The organism is Mesorhizobium sp. M5C.F.Cr.IN.023.01.1.1, from assembly GCF_003997585.1.
Classification (GTDB): domain Bacteria; phylum Pseudomonadota; class Alphaproteobacteria; order Rhizobiales; family Rhizobiaceae; genus Mesorhizobium; species Mesorhizobium wenxiniae.
The window spans coordinates 1-18,682 of the sequence record NZ_RZSU01000086.1 but is presented as its reverse complement, the minus strand read 5'-3'; the positions used below and the strand labels follow the sequence as shown (position 1 = coordinate 18,682).

21 protein-coding genes are annotated in these 18,682 nt (G+C 63.0%); 3 read left to right on the top strand and 18 right to left on the bottom strand.

Features of this window, described 5'->3' with window-relative positions; translation table 11 throughout:
- Positions 1-5: 5 nt before the first annotated feature.
- The 9 genes from EOA78_RS26695 to gcvA form a co-directional block, all read right to left on the bottom strand.
- Positions 6-1,592 carry an FGGY-family carbohydrate kinase gene (locus tag EOA78_RS26695; protein WP_127317764.1) on the bottom strand — a complete coding sequence of 529 codons (1,587 nt, stop codon included), beginning with the start codon at positions 1,590-1,592 and terminating at the stop codon, positions 6-8.
- On the bottom strand, positions 1,589-2,272 hold the full coding sequence (locus EOA78_RS26690) for an HAD-IA family hydrolase (protein WP_127317762.1): 684 nt from the start codon (positions 2,270-2,272) through the stop codon (positions 1,589-1,591). Before EOA78_RS26690 ends, EOA78_RS26695 begins: the two co-directional genes overlap by 4 nt.
- Before the next feature lie 16 nt (positions 2,273-2,288).
- The gene (locus EOA78_RS26685; RefSeq protein WP_127317760.1) at positions 2,289-3,767 is read right to left on the bottom strand and encodes a mannitol dehydrogenase family protein; all 1,479 of its coding nucleotides are present in this window, start codon (positions 3,765-3,767) and stop codon (positions 2,289-2,291) included.
- 71 nt (positions 3,768-3,838) lie between these two features.
- Positions 3,839-4,609, bottom strand: coding sequence for an L-iditol 2-dehydrogenase (locus tag EOA78_RS26680; RefSeq protein WP_127317758.1), 771 nt, complete (start codon positions 4,607-4,609; stop codon positions 3,839-3,841).
- Complete coding sequence (locus tag EOA78_RS26675) at positions 4,606-5,610, bottom strand: ABC transporter ATP-binding protein (RefSeq protein ID WP_127317756.1); 1,005 nt, start codon at positions 5,608-5,610, stop codon at positions 4,606-4,608. The genes EOA78_RS26680 and EOA78_RS26675 overlap by 4 nt, the downstream gene beginning before the upstream one ends.
- 50 nt (positions 5,611-5,660) lie before the next feature.
- On the bottom strand, positions 5,661-6,485 hold the full coding sequence (locus EOA78_RS26670; RefSeq protein ID WP_127317754.1) for a carbohydrate ABC transporter permease: 825 nt from the start codon (positions 6,483-6,485) through the stop codon (positions 5,661-5,663).
- An 11-nt stretch (positions 6,486-6,496) separates the two neighbouring features.
- A complete protein-coding gene (locus EOA78_RS26665; RefSeq protein ID WP_127317752.1) occupies positions 6,497-7,369 on the bottom strand; it encodes a sugar ABC transporter permease in 873 nt (290 codons plus the stop codon).
- Between the two features lie 136 nt (positions 7,370-7,505).
- Positions 7,506-8,816 carry a sugar ABC transporter substrate-binding protein gene (locus EOA78_RS26660; protein WP_127317750.1) on the bottom strand — a complete coding sequence of 437 codons (1,311 nt, stop codon included), beginning with the start codon at positions 8,814-8,816 and terminating at the stop codon, positions 7,506-7,508.
- Between the two features lie 224 nt (positions 8,817-9,040).
- On the bottom strand, positions 9,041-9,949 hold the full coding sequence (gene gcvA, locus EOA78_RS26655) for a transcriptional regulator GcvA (RefSeq protein ID WP_127317748.1): 909 nt from the start codon (positions 9,947-9,949) through the stop codon (positions 9,041-9,043).
- A gap of 110 nt (positions 9,950-10,059) precedes the next feature.
- Between gcvA and EOA78_RS26650 the strand changes: the two genes are divergently transcribed.
- Complete coding sequence (locus EOA78_RS26650) at positions 10,060-10,245, top strand: hypothetical protein (RefSeq protein ID WP_127317746.1); 186 nt, start codon at positions 10,060-10,062, stop codon at positions 10,243-10,245.
- Between the two features lie 21 nt (positions 10,246-10,266).
- Here EOA78_RS26650 and EOA78_RS26645 read toward each other — a convergent pair whose 3' ends face one another.
- Positions 10,267-11,223 (bottom strand): sugar-binding transcriptional regulator, encoded by a 957-nt coding sequence (locus tag EOA78_RS26645; protein ID WP_127317744.1) that lies wholly within the window; start codon positions 11,221-11,223, stop codon positions 10,267-10,269.
- Between the two features lie 254 nt (positions 11,224-11,477).
- Between EOA78_RS26645 and EOA78_RS26640 the strand changes: the two genes are divergently transcribed.
- Positions 11,478-12,110, top strand: coding sequence for an HAD family phosphatase (locus EOA78_RS26640; RefSeq protein ID WP_127317742.1), 633 nt, complete (start codon positions 11,478-11,480; stop codon positions 12,108-12,110).
- 3 nt (positions 12,111-12,113) lie between these two features.
- On the opposite strand, the gene EOA78_RS26635 is transcribed toward EOA78_RS26640, so the two are convergent.
- The 8 genes from EOA78_RS26635 to ureC all read right to left on the bottom strand — a co-directional run bounded on the left by EOA78_RS26635 (position 12,114) and on the right by ureC (position 18,244).
- Positions 12,114-12,881 carry a class II aldolase and adducin N-terminal domain-containing protein gene (locus tag EOA78_RS26635; RefSeq protein WP_127317740.1) on the bottom strand — a complete coding sequence of 256 codons (768 nt, stop codon included), beginning with the start codon at positions 12,879-12,881 and terminating at the stop codon, positions 12,114-12,116.
- Between the two features lie 86 nt (positions 12,882-12,967).
- Complete coding sequence (gene ureG / locus EOA78_RS26630; RefSeq protein WP_127317738.1) at positions 12,968-13,609, bottom strand: urease accessory protein UreG; 642 nt, start codon at positions 13,607-13,609, stop codon at positions 12,968-12,970.
- Positions 13,606-14,046 (bottom strand): DUF3995 domain-containing protein, encoded by a 441-nt coding sequence (locus EOA78_RS26625; RefSeq protein WP_127317736.1) that lies wholly within the window; start codon positions 14,044-14,046, stop codon positions 13,606-13,608. Before EOA78_RS26625 ends, ureG begins: the two co-directional genes overlap by 4 nt.
- The gene (locus tag EOA78_RS26620; RefSeq protein WP_127317734.1) at positions 14,043-14,504 is read right to left on the bottom strand and encodes a hypothetical protein; all 462 of its coding nucleotides are present in this window, start codon (positions 14,502-14,504) and stop codon (positions 14,043-14,045) included. The genes EOA78_RS26625 and EOA78_RS26620 overlap by 4 nt, the downstream gene beginning before the upstream one ends.
- Positions 14,501-15,172: an urease accessory protein UreF gene (locus EOA78_RS26615; protein ID WP_127317732.1), complete on the bottom strand. Its 672-nt coding sequence runs from the start codon at positions 15,170-15,172 to the stop codon at positions 14,501-14,503. Before EOA78_RS26615 ends, EOA78_RS26620 begins: the two co-directional genes overlap by 4 nt.
- Positions 15,165-15,743, bottom strand: a complete 579-nt coding sequence (locus EOA78_RS26610; RefSeq protein WP_127317730.1) for an urease accessory protein UreE — start codon at positions 15,741-15,743, stop codon at positions 15,165-15,167. The genes EOA78_RS26615 and EOA78_RS26610 overlap by 8 nt, the downstream gene beginning before the upstream one ends.
- A 147-nt stretch (positions 15,744-15,890) precedes the next feature.
- Entirely contained in the window at positions 15,891-16,484 is a 594-nt protein-coding gene (locus EOA78_RS26605; protein WP_127317728.1) for a hypothetical protein, read from the bottom strand.
- A gap of 44 nt (positions 16,485-16,528) precedes the next feature.
- Entirely contained in the window at positions 16,529-18,244 is a 1,716-nt protein-coding gene (gene ureC / locus EOA78_RS26600) for an urease subunit alpha (RefSeq protein WP_164783955.1), read from the bottom strand.
- Positions 18,245-18,419: 175 nt separating this feature from the next.
- On the opposite strand from ureC, the gene EOA78_RS26595 reads away from it, so the two are divergent.
- The coding region (locus EOA78_RS26595; RefSeq protein ID WP_127317724.1) for a hypothetical protein at positions 18,420-18,682 on the top strand (263 nt) is incomplete at its 3' end.

The following is an 18,682-nucleotide window of genomic DNA, read 5'->3' as shown; positions in this document are numbered from 1 at the left end:
CGCGTCTATCTGATCGCGTCCAGCGCCTGCCTCTGCCGGTGCATCTCCAGAAACACACGATAGTCGCGGTCGAACCGGCCGGCGGCCGCCGAATTGGGCTCTCGCGTCTTGCCGCCTTGCTGCATGGCGACGCAGGCGGCGTTCAAATCGGGAAAGAGGCCGGCGGCCGTGGCGGCGATCATGCCGGTGCCGAGCAACACGGCCTCATCGGCCAGCGGCTCGACCACCGTGCAGCCGGTGGCGTCTGCATAAAGCTCCATCAGCAGCAGGTTCTTGGTGTGGCCGCCGGTGACATGCAGCGTGTCGATCAGATAGCCGTTCTCGTTCAGGGCTTCCAGCACATGGCGCACGCCTAGCGCAATGCTTACGGCGGTGCGCCAATAGAGCTTGCACAAGCTGTCGAAGGAGGAATCCAGCGTCAGCCCGCTGATGACGCCGACGGCATGCGGGTCGGCGAGCGGCGAGCGGTTGCCGTGGAAATCCGGAAGCACATGCAGCCTTGCCGCAAGGCTCTCGCCCTCGACGGTGCGCAGTTCGGCAACGCGCCGAGCGATCCTGGCGTGCATGGCGGTATCCGGCTCACCGCCGGCGCCGTGCCAGCGGATGATGTGATCGAGCAGCGCGCCGGTGGCTGACTGGCCGCCTTCCGACAGCCAAAGGCTGGGAAGCGCTGCGCCATAATACGGGCCCCAGACGCCGGCAAAGGGTTGCGGGTCGGGCGACATCGCCATGACGCAGCTCGAGGTGCCGGCGATCAGCGCCAGATGCCGGCCGATGTTGGTTTCATCGCCGGCAAAGCCGCCGAGCACGCCGAGCGCGCCGGCGTAGGCATCGATGACGCCGGCGCCGACCCGGCATTTTTCGGTCAGGCCAAGCTCAGCCGCAGCTTCCGCACTCAGCGGGCCGAGATCGGCGCCGACCGGGCTGGCCTTGTCAGGCAGATTGCCATGCTCGAAAAGATCGCCGAGCCCGACTGCTTGGAAGAAGTCGTGCCGCCAGCCGGTCAATTCATGCGCCAGATAGGTCCATTTGGCGGTCAGCGTACATTGCGAGCGGGCGAGCGAACCGGTCGCCTTCCAACTGAGAAAGTCGGCCAGGTCGAATAGATAGCCGGCTTCGTTCCATGTCCCGGGCAGGTTGCGCTTCAGCCACATCAGCTTCGGCGTCTCCATTTCGGGCGACATGACGCCGCCGATATAGTCGAGCACGGCATGGCGGCTTTCGGTGCATTCATCGGCCTCGGCAATGGCGCGGTGATCGAGCCAGACGATGGTGTCCCAGCGCCTGTCGCCCGACACCGATACGCTGAGCTGGCCACCATCCTTGCCCCGCACCACCAGCGAGCAGGTCGCGTCGAAGGAGATGCCGACAATGTCCTCCGCTGCCACGCCGGCTTTTTCGCGGGCGGCGCGCACGGCAATGCAGACTGCCGACCAGATATCCTGCGAATCGTGTTCGGCCTGGTCGGCCTTCGGCCGGTTCATGACGATCGGGTGCTCGGCGCGACCGAGCAAGGTGCCTCCGGTGTCGAGAATGCCCGCACGGGCGCTCCCGGTGCCGACATCGACCGCGCAAACGAAACTGTTCGTCAAGGTGTTCTTGCTCTCGCTCCCAGGCCTGCAATCAGATCGGGCAATTGCAGCATGTCAGCGAATATAAAGTCCGGTTCACTCGACGCAAGCCGCGCTTTCAGTGCCGGGTTGCCGGCATGCGAACCGCCGGTGAAGGCAAGGACGCGCATGCCCGCCGCCCGTGCCGCCGCGACGCCGGCGGGGCTGTCCTCGACGACGAGACAATTTTGCGGGATTGCCCCCATGTTGGCGGCTGCGTGGAGAAAAAGGTCCGGCGCCGGCTTGCCCCGCGCCACCATGGCGGCGCTGAACAGATGCGGCTCGAGCAGCCCGAGCAGCCCGGTGACGTCGAGCGCACAGCGGATGCGGTCCAGCGTGCCGGAGGAAGCAACGCAGCATGGCATGGCGAGCCTCGGCAGAACCTGCCCGATGCCGGGAATCGGTTTCAGCTCCTCGCGAAATTTGCGCATCAGCTCGACGCGCATCTCGCTCAGGTGCTGGTCGGTGATATCAAGTCCGAAGTCGCGGCCGAGGATTTCGCGGACGTTTTTCATGCTCTTGCCGAGGAAATGCTCATAGGCGGCGTCCTCGCTGACACTGCCGCCGGCGAGCGTGATCATGCTAAGCAGCGCCGAAACGGACAGCCCCTCGCTGTCGACCAGCACGCCGTCGCAGTCGAAAATGACCAGGTCAGGCGTCATGGGCATTGAGCCGATCTTAGAGATTGCCGGCGAGATAGCGCGTCAGTGTCGCACGCGCACCATCGGCCCAGAGCGCCTTGAGCGCATGGGCGAAGGCCTCGACGAACTGCGCCGAGCGTCCGACCTCGCCATAGATGTCATCCATCGCCAGCCAGGCGGCAGGCGCATCCTTTGCCGCCCTGGCGGTCGTCTGCAGCCGGTCCCAGCTCGGATCATTGGGTTCGATGACGACGCCGCTATCTGTGGTGCCGAAGCAGTAGCGGCACCACAGCGCCGATTCCAGCGCCAGGCCGGCGACGCCCTTGCCGGCCTTCAACCGGTCGGCGATGGTCGGGATGATGAATTTCGGCTGCCGGTTGGAGCCGTCGAGGCAGAGCCTGCGGATGGTGTCGCCGATCTTCGGATTGGAGAAGCGGTGCTCAATGAGTTGATAATAGTCTTCAAGCACGGTGTCCGGCACCGGCGGCACGGTCGGGATGATCTCGTCGTGCTCCAGTCTGTCGAGAAAGCCGCGCACCAGCGGCTCCTGCATTGCCTCGTGGACGAAATGGATGTCCATCAGCCCGGCCGGATAGGCGATGGTCGCATGACCGCCATTGAGGATGCGGATCTTCATCAACTCGTAGGGCGCGACATCACTGACGAACTGTACGCCGACCTTTTCCAGCGGCGGACGGCCGTTGGTGAAACGATCCTCGAGCACCCATTGCCTGAACGGTTCGCAGAATACCGGCCAGTTGTCGTCGAGACCGAATTCGCTCGAGAGAATGCCACGCTCGCGGTCAGTGGTGGCCGGCGTGATGCGGTCGACCATGCCGTTGGGAAAGGCAACGTTATCGCTCACCCAGGTCGCCAGATTCTCGTCAATCAGCCGGGCGAGGCCGATGACGCCATCAGCGGTGACATGGCCGTTGTGAGGGATGTTGTCGCAGGACATGATTGTGAAGGGCACGATGCCGTCGTCGCGGCGGCGCATCAGCCCGGCAAGAATGATGCCGAAGACAGTCTTCGGCGTTGCTTCCGGCTGCGCATCGGCGACGATGTCGGGATGGGTCGGGTTGAACACGCCCGACGCCGGGTCGATGAAGTAGCCACCCTCGGTGATGGTCAGCGAAACGATCCTTATCGCCGGATCGGCAAGCCGTTCTATGATCGCGGCCGCGTCGCCCGGCATCAGGAAATCGATCATGACACCGGTGACGCGGGCGCTCATGTGGCCAGAATCCTGCTCGACCACGGTGGTCAGCCAGTCCTGTTCCTGCAACTTGCCGCGGCCGACCTTTTCGCCGTCGAAGACGCCGGCGCCGACAAGTGCCCAGTCGTGGCCGACGCCCGCATTGAACAGATCGTCGAGATAGACGGCCTGATGCGAGCGATGAAAGTTGCCGACGCCGAAATGCACGATGCCGGCCTTGAGCGCCGCGCGATCGTATTTCGGGCCGGCGACCTCAGGCGGAAGCTTGGCGAGGATGGAGGAAGAGAGTTTCACGGTCATCTGCTTTTACCCTTTAGCGGGACGGCTCTTCCCCCCGTGGAGGAGACGGGGAGAAGAGCGCCTTCGCCCCCTCAACTCATCCACTGGCCGCCATCGACATTGTAGGTCTGGGCGACGATGTATTCGGCGTCGTCGCTGGCCAGGAACACCGCCATGCCGGTGAGGTCTTGCGCCGTGCCCATGCGACCATAAGGCACGGCTTCGCCGACCAGTCTCTTCTTCTCGCCCTTCGGACGGTTCTCGTATTTGGCGAACAGGGCATCGACATGATCCCAGTGCTCGCCGTCGACGACGCCCGGCGCAATAGCATTGACGTTGATGTGGTGCTTGATCAGGTCGAGTCCCGCCGACTGAGTGAGCGAGATAACGGCGGCCTTGGTAGCGCAATAGACGGCGACCAGCGCCTCGCCGCGGCGCCCGGCCTGGCTCGCCATGTTGATGATCTTGCCGCCCCGACCAGCCGCGATCATCGAGCGGGCGGCGGCCTGCAGCATGAACAGCGTGCCGGCGACATTGACGGAAAACAATCTGTCATAGCTCGCCTTGGTGATCTCGACGATCGGCGCCAGGTCGAACAGAGCGGCGTTGTTGATCAGAATGTCCAGCCCGCCGGCCCTTGTCTCGACCGCCTTGACGGCCGCCTCGATCGAAGCGAGGTCGGTGACGTCCAGTTTCACCGCGTAAGCGTTGCCGCCGATCTCTGAGGCGGTCTTTTCGGCGGCTTCGAGATTGATGTCGCCGATGGCGACCGTGGCGCCCTCGCGGACATAGGCTTCGGCGAACGCCCTGCCGATGCCGCGCGCCGACCCGGTGATCAGCGCCGATTTACCCTTCAGCCTCATTGCATCATCGCCTTTCCGTCGGCGCCAAAGCGGTGCAGCTTGGTCTTGTCCGGCGTCAGATAGATCGTGTCGCCGTGATGGGCGGCCAGTTCGCCGTCGGCGCGCACCGTCAGCGGCCCGACGCCGTCGGCCTGCACGTGCAAAAACGTGTCGGAGCCGAGATGCTCGGCGACGCCGACCGTGGCTTTCCATTCGCCTGAAGTCTTCGAGATGTTCATATGCTCGGGACGGATGCCGACGGTCTTGGCGCCATGTTTGGCCGCCGGCGCGCCTTCGATCAGGTTCATCTTGGGCGAACCGATGAAACCGGCGACGAACAGGTTCTTCGGCGTCTTGTAGAGTTCCATCGGTGAGCCGACCTGTTCGATGTTGCCGGCATTGAGCACCACGATCTTGTCGGCCATGGTCATCGCCTCGACCTGGTCGTGGGTGACGTAGATCATCGTCGTCTTGAGCTGATGATGCAGTTCACTGATCTCCAGCCGCATGGTGCCGCGCAGCGCGGCGTCGAGGTTGGACAGAGGTTCGTCGAAAAGGAAAGCCGATGGCTGGCGCACGATGGCGCGGCCGATGGCGACGCGCTGGCGCTGACCGCCGGAGAGCTGGCCGGGGCGGCGATCGAGATAGTTGGTGAGGTTCAGGATGCGCGCCGCGTCCTTCACCTTCCGATCGATGGTCGCCTGGTTCTCTCCCGCCATCTTCAGCGGGAAGGCGATGTTCTTGGCCACCGTCATGTGCGGGTAGAGCGCATAGGACTGGAACACCATGGCCAGCTTGCGCTTGGCCGGCGCCTCGCCGGTGACGTCGCGGCCGTCGATGTTGATGGTGCCGGCGGTGGTATCCTCCAACCCGGCGATCAGTCGCAGCAGCGTGGACTTGCCGCAGCCCGACGGGCCGACGAAGACGACGAACTCGCCGTTCTCGATGACCAGATCGATACCTGGAATGATGATCGTCGACCCGAACGACTTGGAGACGTGCTTGAGCGTGATGTTTCCCATGGTTTCCTCCCCGAGGGGTTATTTTTCGCCAGATGCTTCGAGCAAAGTCGCTACTTCACGGCACCAAATGTCAGGCCGCGCACCAGCTGCTTCTGGCTGAACCAGCCCATGATCAGGATCGGCGCGATCGCCAGCGTCGAGGCCGCCGACAGCTTGGCCCAGAACAACCCTTGAGGGCTTGAGAAGGAACTGATGAAGGCGGTGAGCGGGGCCGCCTCGGTGGTGGTCAGCCGGATCGTCCAGAACGCCTCGTTCCATGCCAGGATGATGTTGAGCAGCATCGTCGAGGCGATGCCCGGCACAGCCATCGGCGTCAGCACATAGACGATCTCGTTCCAGAGCGATGCGCCATCCATGCGCGCCGCTTCCAGGATCTCGCCCGGGATTTCGCGGAAGTAGGTGTAGAGCATCCACACCACGATCGGCAGGTTGATCAGCATCAGCATGACCATCAGACCGATGCGGCTGTCGAGCAGTCCGGTATCGCGGAAGATCAGGTAGATCGGGAACAGCACGGCAACCGCCGGCATCATCTTGGTGGAAAGCATCCACATCAGGATGTCCTTGGTCCACTTGCCCGGCGAGAACGCCATCGACCAGGCCGCCGGTATGGCGACGAGCAAAGCCAGGATAGTCGAGCCGACCGACAGGAACACCGAGTTGAGGAAGAATTTGAAGTAGCCGCTCTGCGCCTCGACCGCGGTATAGCTCTCCGTGGTTCCCGACGGAAACAGGTTGAAGCCCTGGATGGCCTCCTGCTCCGACTTGAACGAGGTGATGATCGTATAGAGGATCGGGAAGAAGATCAGCAGGGCGACGATCCAGGCGGCCGCGGTCGCAATCGTCTTGTGCTTGGTGCTGACTGCACGTGCCATCGTTTCCTCCCTTATTTGTCCAGGTTCTTGCCGACCGCGCGCATGGCGAAGAAGGCGACGATGTTGGCGAGAATGACGGCGAGGATGCCGCCGGCGGATGCCTGGCCGATTTTGAACTCCAGCAACGCCTTCTGGTAGACGAGGAAGGGCAGGTTGGTGGAGGCGTAGCCCGGGCCGCCATTGGTGGTGACGAGGATCTCGGCATAGACCGACAGAAGGAAGATCGTCTGGATCAGGATGACGACGGTGATGGCGCGCGACATGTGCGGCAGCGTCAAATAGATGAAGCGGCTGATGAAGCCGGCCCCGTCCATCTCGGCGGCTTCCTTCTGCTCGCCGTCGAGCGACTGCAGGGATGTCAAGAGGATCAATGTCGCAAACGGCAGCCACTGCCAGGCGACGATGATGATGATCGCCAGCATGGGATACTGCCCAAACCAGTCGATCGGCTGCCCGCCGAAGAAGCGCGCAATGTCGGCAAAGACGCCGTATTGCGGATGCATGATCATGTTCTTCCAGACCAGTGCGGCGACCGGCGGCATGACGAAGAACGGCGAGATGACGAGGATACGGACGATGCCCTGTCCCCACATCGGCTGATCGATCAGAAGCGCCAGCAGGATGCCGCCGATCACCGTGATCAAAAGCACGCTGCCAACGAGGATAAGCGTGTTGAGGATCGACTGCAGGAATGCCGGATTGGAATAAAAAAGCGCGTAGTTCGAGAAGCCGACGAACCCGTCACGGATCGGGTTGAGCGGATTGTACTGCTGGAAGGAGAACCACAGGGTGAATGCCAGCGGAACGATCATCCAGACGAACAGCAGCACCACGGATGGCGCCATCATGAAGCGGGCAAGCGAACGGGTCTGCTGAGTAGCCATGACGGTCACCCTTCAAAGGTCAGCCAAATTTTCAGAGTTTGAAGGTGGCCGCCCGAACTGGGATTCGGGCGGCCCCCTGCTGGTCAAGGTGGGGGCCGGCCATGATGGGCAGCCGGCGTTCGCCACCGGGAGGAGCCTACTGGATATAACCGCCCTCGGTCATCGTTGCGGTGGCGGCGTCCTGGGCCTGCTTCAAGGCGTCGTCGACACTGGTCTGGCCGGCGAGTGCCGCCGAGAACAGCTGGCCGACGGTGGTGCCAAGGCCCTGGAACTCAGGGATGGCGACGAACTGGACACCGACATAGGGTACCGGCTTGACGGTCGGATGCGTCGGATCGGCGGCGTTGATCGAGTCCAGCGTCATCTTGGCGAAAGGCGCTGCCTTCTGGTATTCGGGGTTGGCGTAGAGCGAGGAGCGCGTTCCGGGCGGAACATTGGCCCAGCCTTCCTTCGATGCGACGAGCTCGAGATAGTCCTTGCTGGTTGCCCAGGACACGAACTTCTGAGCCGCGTCAGCCTTCTGCGTGCCGGCGGGAATGGCCAGCGACCAGGCCCACAGCCAGTTGCCGCGCTTGCCCAAGCCATTGTCGGGCGCCAGCGCATAGCCGACCTTGTCGGCGACCGTGGAGTTCTTCGGGTCTGAGACGAAGGACGCAGCGACGGTGGCGTCTATCCACATGCCGCACTTGCCCTGCTGGAACAGCGCCAGGTTTTCGTTGAAGCCGTTCGAAGATGCGCCCTCGGGGCCATTGGCCTTCATCAGGTCGACATAGAACTGCAGCGTGTTCTTCCACTCGGGCTGGTCGAATTGCGGCTTCCAGTTCTCATCGAACCAGCGTGCGCCGAAGGAGTTCGACATGGCGGTCAGGAAGGCCATGTTCTCGCCCCAGCCGGCCTTGCCCCGCAAGCAGACGCCGTTCACGCCGTTGGCGCGATCGGTCATCTTCTCGGCGGCCTGCTTGATGAAGTCCCAGGTCGGCGCGTCGGGCATGGTCAGCCCGGCCTTCTCCATCAGGTCCTTGCGGTACATGACGAAGGAGCTTTCGCCGTAGAACGGTGCCGCATAAAGCTTGCCGTCGACCGACAGGCCGTTGGCGATGGCCGGGATGATGTCCTTGACGTCATAGTCGTCGCCGAGTTTGTCCAGCGGCAGCAGCCAACTCTGCTTGGCCCAGATCGGAACTTCGTAGGTGCCGATGGTCATCACGTCGTACTGGCCGCCCTTGGTGGCGATGTCGGTGGTGACGCGCTCGCGCAGCACGTTCTCCTCGAGCGTGACCCACTGGAGCTGGATATCGGGGTTCTTGGCGGTGAAGTCGTCGGTCAGCGTCTGCATGCGGACCATATCGCCATTGTTGACGGTGGCGATGGTGATGGATTCGGCATGCGCGGCGAACGCAAGGGTGCTGGCCGACAACAGACCCAGGGTGAGCGTGCGAAGTTTCATCAAATTCCTCCCATAGACCAAGCTGAGCATTTGCCTTGGCTGTGAGCAATTACTCATTTCGCATGATTTATGTCAAGCCGGATTCGTTGCTGCAGCGCAGCACGAAATCTCGTGCAGCATCCGGTTCCAGACGCGTTCGGGGGTGTTTGAAGAACAGTGGGATGGCTATCGGCGCACGCGAAATGCCGGATTTCGGCGCCCACTTGATTGGATAAATTGCCGACCTACTGGCCGGCAATCTCAGCCAGGATCCATTCGCGAAAAGCGCGGATCTTCGGCACGTTGCGCCGCGCCTGGGGATAGACCAGCCAATAGGCCTGGCCGTCGTCGCCGACCAGATCGAAAGGCTGGATCAGGCGGCCATCGGCAAGCTCGGCCTTGAAGAGAGCGGCCGTCACGATCGCCACGCCCTGCCCGGCGATCGCGGCGTTTGCCTCATAGGCCTGCGCCCCCATGCTGGAGCCGGGGCGCTTGGCCAATTCCTCGACCGGCAGGCCGGCGGCGATAAACCAGTCCCGCCACCAGATGTCGCCGGGATCGAGGATCGGCAGGCGCAACAGATCGGCAGGCTCCTTCACTCCGCCGATGGTCGCCGCGAGTTTCGGGCTCAGCATCGGCGTGAAGTGCGCATTGAAAAGCTTGTGCACCTCCACGCCCGGCCAGTTTCCGCCGCCCGAACGGATGGCGATGTCGATATCCTCGCGGGCGAAATCGACGAGGCGGTTCGATGTATCGAGACGCACGGCCAGCGACGGATGCGCGACCTGGAACGAGCCGAGATGCTGCGCCAGCCAGTTCGAGGCAAAGGTCAGCAGCGTCGAGACGCAGAGCACCCCATCGGCGCCGCTGCGCGCCGCGGCATAGGCTCCACCCAACAGGGCGAACGCCTCGCTGACCGCAGGCGCCATCCGTTGTCCGGCCTCGGTCAACACGATCTGCCTTGGCCGGCGCAGGAACAAAGGCGCCCCGACGCGCTCCTCCAGAAGCTTGATCTGATAGCTCGCCGCCGCCTGCGTCATGCCGAGCTCGCCGGCGGCCTTGGTGAAGGAAAGATGCCGCGCCACCGCCTCGAATACCCGGATCGCCTGAAGCGGAGGGAGCTGGGAGACCTGCCGTGACTTGAGTTCAGGCATAAGCCCTCCTTATGGGCCGTGATCGACGTTTGATTGGCAGCAAGGCCCGATCCAGCCGATATTTGAGGTCGACGATCACTCTCGTCCAGAAATAACGAAGGCTGACGATCATGACCACGGTACAGGAAAAGCTATTTCTGACGCCAGGCCGAGGCTGGTTTTTGCGACTGGCGCGGGGATTGGCACGGCACGGACCCAGGAAACGGGCCTATCTCGACATCCGGGAATTGCCGCCGCATCTACAGCGCGACATGGGTATTCTTGACGGCAACGATCCTTACGGCCGGCGCAAATAGCCTTGCTGGACTTATCGCAAATCAGCTGGTGGCCAGCAAGGCGGCGGCGGTCCGCTCGTCGGTGATGAGACCGTTGACCAGCCGCCGGTTCACTGCCGCAAGGATGCCCGGCAGTTTCCGCTCGCCCATGGCGAGCGCGATCACCAGCGATTTTTCACGCGACGGCAAAGATGCCGAGGACACTCTGTCATTGGTGATGCTCTCGATCATCCGGCCTTCGCGATCGAACACCCAGCCGACGATCTCAGCGACGCCGCCCGCTTTTTGCAGCGCCTTCAATTCACTTTCCGAAATGAAGCCGTCCTCGTAAAGCGGCGCCTTGGGGCCGAGATCGCCGATGCCGACGAAGGTGACGTCGGCCTCCGCGGCAAGTGCCAGCGTTGGTTGGATCATCGGTTGGCTGAGCAGCATCTCGCGCTCCTCCGGCGAGGAGGCGATGACCGGCAACGGCATTGGGAAGGAGCGCGCCTTGACTCTGTCGGCCATGGTGAAGATGACGTTGTAGAAGGCGGCCGAACCGTCGGGCGAGATGTTGCCGGTCAACGACACAATTTTGTGCTGCGGGCATTCCATCGGCGGCAGCTGCTCGATCGCCGCCTTCAGCGTGCGGCCGGTGCCGATCGCCATGACGATCGGCGTCGGCGAGCGCAACCGTCTTTCGATTTCGGCAGCCGCCGCCACGGCGACGCCGATGGTGGAGGAGGAAGCGGGATCGCTCGGCACCACCTCGACCAGATCGAGCGCGAAGCGCGATTTCAGCCGGGCAGCGAGATCGAGGCAATTGGCGATCGGGTGGTCGACACGGACCTTGATAAGTCCTTCCGACACCGCCAGCGACACCAGCCGCTGCGCCGTTTGCCGTGAGACGCCGAGTGTCGAGGCGATCTGGTCCTGCGTGTTCCCGGCGACATAATAGAGCCAGCCGGCGCGCGCCGCGTCGTCCAGCCTGTTGCTGCCGCTGTCCTGCCGGGAATTCAACTTGCTGCCTCCCTGCCCCCGAGCATCGAGGCGGGAGCGCCTTACTTTTACGGCGAAATGCGCTTGTGCGCAATTGCCTGCCGCCAGAGCAATTGCTTAGATAACGCTGATGTACCTGTGGTGCTTCGAGTGGGTGAATTTAGGCAAGCAATTTTTGAAGTCGGCAATTTTTGAACTCCCGCAATGCCGGTGCAGGCGCGGCGGTTTATCTCCCGGCGCAAACCCTTTAAGGGATTCGGACAAAGGAGCCTCGCATGACGCCGAAAGCGGTTTTCTGGGACATGGACGGCACGCTGGTCGACAGCGAGCCGTTGCACGAGGCGGCGCTGATAGCGGCGCTGCACAGCGTCGGCATCGCCGCGCCAGCCAACCTGCATGAGCGGGTGCTCGGCATTGCCGCATGGCCGGTCTACGAGATGCTGCGCGACGAGTTCGGCCTCGACCTGCCCTTCGATGACTGGATCGTGCGTAAATACGACCACTATTTGCCGATGGCCGAGACGCTGAAGCCGCGCCCCGGCGCGATCGAGATCTTCAACGAGCTGCGCGCGCTTGGCGTGGCGCAAGCGGTGGTGTCCAATTCCGACCGGCTGGTCGTCGACGCCAATCTGCGCATGGTCGGTCTTTTCTATCCCGGCATGAAGACGGTCAGCCGCAACGACGTGCGCGAAGGCAAGCCGCATGCCGAGCCGTTCCTGCGCGCCGCATGGCTGGCCGGTGTCGATCCGGCCGATGCCGTGGCCGTCGACGACAGCGTGACCGGCGTCACGGCGGGATTGGCGGCCGGAATGAGGACGATCTTCTGGCCGGAAGTGCCTATGGAAGGGCCGCCCGGCGCGATCGTCATCAACAGCGCCGACGAGTTGCGGGCTGAGCTGGGCCTTTAGGCATCAGTTCCGGTAAACCGGCTCCTGCTCGTCGAGGATCGCCTTCAACTCGGAAAGGTGCCGCTCGGCCTGGCCGGGATAATCTTCCTGCTCCGTTGCCGCCTTCTCGGCGATTTCGTCCGACAGGACCCGCAGCGGTCGGCCGGTCCACAGCGCCTTGATGTAGGTCTCGGCGGCGCGTTCGAAATAGAACATGCGGTTGAAGGTGTCGGCGACGCTATCGCCGATGACCAGCACGCCATGGTTGCCCATGACCATCACCTTGACCTTCGGATCGGTAAGCAGCTGCGAGCAGCGTTCGCCCTCTTCCTCGAAGGCGAGCCCGCCATAATGGCTGTCGACGACGTGGCGGTTGAAGAAGATCGCCGAGTTCTGGTCGATCGGCGGCAGCGTCGAGTCGGCGAGCGAAGCGAGCACCGTGGCGTGGATCGAGTGCACATGCATGACGCAGCGCGCATGACGCACATTACGATGGATGGCGCCATGCAGGCCCCACGCCGTCGGGTCGGGCGCATTTGGGCCGGAGAGCGTGCCGGGATCGTTGGCGTCGATCAGCAGCAGGTCGCTCGCCTTGATGCGTGAGAAATGCACCTGGTTGGGATTCATCAGGAATTGCGAGCCGTCATCGTTGACGGCCAGCGAGAAATGATTGGCCACGGCTTCATGCATGTTGAGCCGCGCCGTCCAGCGGAAGGCGCAAGCCAGATCGACGCGCTCCTCGTGGAATGGCAGATTGGTCAGCGGTTCCTTCTGCAGGCGGGCGATGCTCATCGAAAACCTCCGTGAAAGAAAGCAAGGATGCCGCGCGCCGCAGATGCGCGCAACCGGTTTCGTTTGGTGCAGACGAGAGCTTTGCCTTACGCCGCAGTGCTTCTGGCGGCACCGACGCGCAGCCCGCCATGCTCGATTATGAAATCGATCACCTCCTGCAGACCTTTGCCGCGCGACAGGTCGGTGAAGCCGAACGGCCGCTTGCCGCGCATGCGGGCGGCGTCGCTCTCCATGACATCGAGGTTGACGTTCACATAAGGGGCGAGATCGCTCTTGTTGATGACCAGGAAATCGGACCGGGTGATCGCCGGCCCACCCTTGCGCGGGATCTCCTCGCCCTGGCAGACCGAGATGACGTAGAGCGTCAGATCGGCAAGGTCCGGGGAGAAAGTGGCGGCGAGATTGTCGCCGCCCGATTCGACGAAGACGATGTCGAGATCCGGGAATTTCTTGGTCATCTCGGCGATCGCCTGCAGATTGATCGAGGCGTCCTCGCGGATGGCGGTATGCGGGCAGCCGCCGGTCTCGACGCCGATGATGCGATCCTCGGGCAGTGCCTGAAGCCGGGCCAGCATCATGGCATCTTCCTTGGTATAGATATCGTTGGTGACCACGGCGATGGAGAACTCGTCGCGCAGCGCCTTGCAGAGCTTTTCGGTGAGCGTCGTCTTGCCCGAGCCGACCGGGCCGCCGATGCCGATGCGAAGAGGACCGTTGGCTTGTGTCATCTAGGGAACTCCGTGATGGCAAGGAAGGCGAAGCCGAGCCTGATCAACAGGCAGAGCGGCGAATAATAGCTGACATCAAGCCGGGCGAAAGGCTGTTCGGGCGTCAGCCGGCGCCACCACGGTGTAAAGCCGGCAATGCCGCGCGCCAGGAAGACCAGCGCGATGAGCAGCGCTGTCGCGGCTAGCCCAGCCTTGGGAAAGGGCGTGGCAAACACGCCTTCGAGTGCCATCGGCCACAGAGTCGCCAGGCCGAGACAGGCAGCAACGGCAAAGCTGGCGAAGGGCGCCGGCATTTCGTCGACGCCGCGAAAGCCGACCACCGCGCGGGCGCAGGAGGCAGAGTCCCTGCCCGGCCAGATCCCGCCAATGCCCCAATAGACATGCAGCGCGGTGATCAGAAGCAGAACGAATGAAAGAATGAAGGCGAGCACGATCATGAGCGGCCTGCAACAGACAGATGGCGTTTGCCAATGTTCAAATTCCAACCTCCACCATCTTCGTCGAGATGAGGCCAGAACCGCAGTGTCTCGCCACTGGCAAACCTAATTTGAGCCTGTCGCCGTAATCCGCCCAGCGACACGCTGATCACCGTCTTGCCAACCGACAGTTCGATTTCCTTGGCAATCCGGCGCGGATTGTCAGACCAACGCAGACAGTAGCCGTTGGTTTTGCGAAGCTCCCAAGAGGCGGAGGCAAGAAAGAGATCCCGTTCTGCACGTCTGAAATAGCCAGCTCGACGCTTGCCGCTTTGGCGTTTTGCATAGCGGTGCGGCGTAGTGGCACCGAAGCCGACATTGATTGTGGATCCAATCGAGTGTCCGACCACACTCACCGGCAACAGGCGAAGGCTGTTGATTGCCTCGATCAGGCGGAATCGGTTCGCGCCGGTGTTCATGAGCGGAACAGCCGTGAATATTGCGTCTCATGCTTCATCGCCATGACGTCCGAGACGAACGCGCAGCCGCCGAGATCATCCAGCGTCGAGCCGGCAGCACGGGCGGCGACGCCAAGCGCCAGCGATTCGAAGCCGGCGAGCAGCGCGGTTGCGCCGGTCTGGCCGACGACGCCGAGCCGGATCGCGGCCTGGACGAGGTTGGAGAAGAAGGTCTGCAGGAAGGCGGCTAGCGCGTCCTGCAGGGCAATGGCGTTGCCCCCAGAAACTGCGCCGACGGCGACGCAATAGGCGCACTCGGCCGGCAGACGGTCCAGCACCTGACACGGCCACGCCGATGCCGCCTTCAGGAAGGCGGCACCCTGCAGCATGGTCTCGGCATGGCGCTCGCGCGAGCCGGCCAATGCCTCGGCAAGTGCCGCGATCTCATCGAGATCGCCGCCCTCGCGGGCGCGCCGCCAGCTTTCGGCAAACAGCACCGCGTCGTTCCAGCCCGAACCAAGCTCGACCAGTGTCTCCAGCCATGCGGCGAGGTCTTTGCTATTGGCAACCAGCCCGGCATGCACGGCTTGCTCGAGACCATGGCTGTAGGAAAAACCGCCGACCGGGAAGGCAGGCGACAGCCAGGCCATCAGCCGCAACAAAGCGACGTTGGAAGGCTGGTCAGTCATGGTCGTGTGAGTGGCTGTGGGAACGCGACTCCCCATGGGCGTGGGAATGCGCTTCAGCATGGCTGTGCGCATTTGCCTCGGCATGAGCATGGCCATGGCCGCCATGCCCGGAATAGGCGCCGCGCACCGGCTTGAACGGCTCGGAAACGTCGCTCACCGTGGCGCCCAGGCCTTCCAGCATCGTCTTGATGACATGGTCGCGCAGGATCAGGATTCGTTCCGCCTCTATGGCGGCGGCAAGATGGCGGTTGCCGATATGCCAAGCGAGTTCGGTGAGATGAACCGGGCTTAAGGCGCGGATATCGTAGAGCGGTTCCTCGGCCGCAATGATCTCGATTTGGCGGCCATCCTCCAGCACCAGCCGGTCGCCATCGTTCAAGGCGACCGGCTCGGGCAGGTCGACCAGCACCTTGTCGCTACGGGCCGTTTCGATGGCGCGGCGGCGCAGATGCCGCTCGTCATGGGCCAGCACGGCACGATCATAGGGCGTGACCGCTCCCGCTTGGCCGGCGGTGAGGACCGAAACGGCACGCGGGAATTTGGTGAAATCTGTGCGGATGTCGAGCTTCATGTAAAAACTGCCTTTCCAAAAAGCCTAGACCATCCCGAACATCGGCCCAATGCCGGCGCATGCCCCGATCGACTCGGAAAGGATCATGCGCCAAGTCAAGTTTCTACAGCGTCCTTTGCGCGTCCGAAAGGACGCGCGATGCTGAAGTCAAACGATCGTGTCGAAGAGCCGCAGGATAAACGATATCTGGTAGATGAGGGCGGCGGCGACAAAGGCGATGTGGAAGCGGCGATCGCGGACAAGCATCGCAATGACGCATAAAGCGACGAACACCGGCGTGCGGAACAAATATTCAACACCGAAGCGGGCGAAATGCTCCGGCCCTTTCAGCAGCGTATCGACCACGTCAAGCAGATAGGTCGCCGCCAGCAAGCCGAAGAACCAAGCGCGGCGCAAATAGAAAAAATCCTCGTAGCTGGTGTAGTCCAGCATCGAGTCCGGAAACAGCAGCGCGCAGAGCAGGAACAGCGTGACGGCGTAGAAGATGATGAACAGGTACTTGCCGAAGGTCCAGGTCTCGATCTGGAACAGGCCGAACTCCCACCACCAGAAATGCACCAGCATCAAGAGCACCGACACAACCCAGGCCAGATGCACCGGATAGAGCCGGTATTGGCCCGGATGCTGGACGATGCGGGCCAGCCCCGACAAAAGACGCGTGAGGCCGAGGCCGATCACCATGCCCATGACGATGCGGATGTGCGGGAAGATGTCGTGGGCGTAAGGGAGTTGCTGGTTCATAGGCCCGGTGCGGCACGTTCTACGTCAGCCATAGCGCCGATGGATCAGAACAAAAAGTACCTCTGCGCCATCGGCAGCACGGTGGCCGGTTCGCAGGTGAGCAATTCACCGTCGGCGCGGACCTCGTAGGTTTCGGGATCGACCTCGACATGCGGGGTGGCGTCGTTGAGCACCATCGAATGCTTGCCGATGCCGCCGCGGGTGTTCTCGACGGCGACCATCTGCTTGTCGACGCCGAGCCGGCCGCGAAGGCCAGCATCAAGCGCCGCCCTGGAAACGAAGGTCACCGAGGAATTGGTCATCGCCTTGCCATAGGCGCCGAACATCGGCCGGTAGTGCATCGGCTGCGGTGTCGGGATCGAGGCGTTGGGATCGCCCATCGGGGCGGCGGCGATCATGCCGCCGATCAGCACCATATCCGGCTTGACGCCGAAAAAGGCAGGGTTCCACAGCACCACGTCGGCGCGCTTGCCGACCGCCACCGAGCCGATCTCGTTCGACAGGCCGTGCGCGATGGCCGGGTTGATCGTGTATTTGGCGATGTAGCGGCGGACGCGGAAATTGTCGTTGTCGCCGGTCTCCTGCGGCAGCGAACCGCGCTGGCGCTTCATCTTGTCGGCGGTTTGCCAGGTGCGGATCGCCACTTCGCCGACGCGGCCCATCGCCTGGCTGTCCGACGAGATGATCGAGAAGGCGCCGATGTCGTGCAAAATGTCTTCGGCGGCGATGGTTTCCTTGCGTATGCGGCTTTCGGCAAAGGCGATGTCTTCGGGGATCGACGGCGACAGATGATGGCAGACCATCAGCATGTCGAGATGCTCGGCCAGCGTGTTGACGGTGTAGGGCCGGGTCGGATTGGTCGAGGACGGGATGACGTTGGGCAGGCCGCAAACCTTGATGATGTCGGGCGCATGGCCGCCGCCGGCGCCTTCGGTGTGGAAAGCGTGGATGGTGCGGCCCTTGATCGCAGCCACCGTGTTTTCGACAAAGCCGGATTCGTTCAGCGTGTCGGTGTGGATCATCACCTGCACGTCGTAATCGTCGGCGACCGACAGGCAGCAGTCGATTGCCGCGGGCGTCGTGCCCCAGTCCTCGTGCAACTTAAGCGAGCAGGCACCGCCCAGCACCATCTCTTCAAGCGCGGCCGGCAAAGACGCGTTGCCCTTGCCCGACAGACCGATGTTCATCGGGAAGGCGTCGAAGGACTGGATCATGCGCGCCAGATGCCACGGCCCAGGCGTGCAGGTCGTCGCCAGCGTGCCGTGCGCCGGTCCGGTGCCGCCGCCGAGCATGGTGGTGAAGCCTGACATCAGCGCCTCCTCGATCTGCTGCGGGCAGATGAAGTGGATATGCGCGTCGAAGCCGCCGGCGGTGAGGATCTTGCCTTCGCCGGCGATGATCTCGGTGCCGGGACCGATGATGATGGTGACACCATTTTGCATGTCCGGATTGCCGGCCTTGCCGATCGCGGCGATTCGCCCGTCTTTGAGGCCGATATCGGCCTTGAAGATGCCGTCTGACGCATCGACGACCAGCGCATTGGTGACGACAGTGTCGACCGCGCCTTGCGCGCGGGACACCTGGCTCTGGCCCATGCCGTCGCGGATGACCTTGCCGCCGCCGAATTTCACCTCTTCGCCGTGAAGGGTGAAATCCTTCTCGACCTCGATGAACAGCTCGGTATCGGCAAGCCGCACCTTGTCGCCGACGGTCGGGCCGTACATCTGCGCATAGGCGGCTCGGGTGATTCTAGCCATCAGCGATTGCTCCCGAAATACGGCCCAAAACACAGCCGGTCGAAGCCCGGCCCCACATTGTCGCCATCCTATGGTCACGCAATGACCCGCTGAGCGACACCTTCCGATCCCATTTAACGTTTGAGGTGGCCGGGTCACCCCAAAACGACCGTTTGCCAATCGATGGAAAGGAAGATCCATGCGCAAAACGATAAGTCTCGCAGCCGCCGCCACCCTCCTGCTCGCGACCGCTGCAAGCGCCCAGCAACAGCCGGCGCCGCAACCCGGTGAGCCGCCGGCTTCGCCCGCTCCCGCGGCGCCCGGCGCTCAGCCGGAAGCGCCGGCGATTCAGACCGTGAACGTCGTCGACATTGAGGAACTGCCCAAGGAAACGCAGACGAAGGTCAACGAAGTGATCGCCAAGCGCGGCGAGGACGGCATGCAGAAATTGCGCAGGTCGAT